At 78.0% G+C, this 915-nt stretch carries 1 protein-coding gene; it reads left to right on the top strand.

Annotation, left to right across the window (positions count from 1 at the left end; all coding sequences use genetic code 11):
* The coding region (locus EF918_RS37570; RefSeq protein WP_185922105.1) for a DUF6777 domain-containing protein at positions 1-915 on the top strand (915 nt) is incomplete at both ends.

Below are 915 nucleotides of genomic sequence, written 5' to 3'. Positions count from 1 at the left end.
CCGGCCCACCGGCCCGCCCCGCGGCCCGCTGTCGGGCCCGCAGGAGCCGCCCCCGCCCGGGGACGGGCCGCCGCCCGGCGGGCGGTGGTGGCGTTCGGTGCCGGTGATCGCCGCGAGCGCGGTCGCCGTGGCCGCCGTCGTGACCCTCGTCGTGGTGCTGACGCGCTCCTCGGGACCGACCGGGACCGGCGGCGAGCTGTTCCTGCAACCCGCCGCGTCCGCCGGCCAGGACCCGTTCACGCCGTCCACCGCCACCCGGCCGGCCGGCCCCACCGAGACCCCGACGGCCGTCCCCACCGCGCCCGCGACGCCCACCGGGACCGTCACCACCCGGTCGGTGACCGGCGCCGACCCCACCCTGTACGGCGGCACGCGCAACGTCGCCGCCTGCGACATCGAGCAACAGATCCGGTTCCTGACCGCCGACCCCGCCAAGAACCGGGCGTTCGCCGAGGCCCTCGGCATCCGGCCCGCCGCCGTGCCCGGCTACCTGCGCTCCCTCACCCCGGTCACGCTCCGCCACGACACCCGGGTCACCAACCACGGCTACGTCGACGGCCGGCCGAACGCCTACCAGGCCGTGCTCCAGTCCGGCACGGCCGTCCTGGTGGACGGCCACGGAGTGCCGAGGGTCCGGTGCGCCTGCGGCAACCCGCTGGGCGAGCCGACCCCGTTGCGGCCCGACTCGGCGCGGCAGGGCCGGCCGTGGGCGACGTACCGGCCGCAGGACACCGTGGTGATCCGGCCGACGGTCACGGTCATCCACAAGATCGTCATCTACGACCCCCACGACCGCCGCTGGTACGCGCGCGAGCCCGGCCACCGCAAGCAGCCCGACCGGCCGGTGGAACCGCCGGTGCTGCCGCCGACCCCGCGGCCGACGACGCCCCACCCGCCGTCCTCGCAGCCCCCGAC

It is taken from the genome of Streptomyces sp. WAC06614, from assembly GCF_003949795.1.
Lineage (GTDB): Bacteria > Actinomycetota > Actinomycetes > Streptomycetales > Streptomycetaceae > Streptomyces.
The sequence above is the reverse complement of the archived record's forward strand: the minus strand, read 5'-3'. Positions and strand labels throughout refer to the sequence as shown.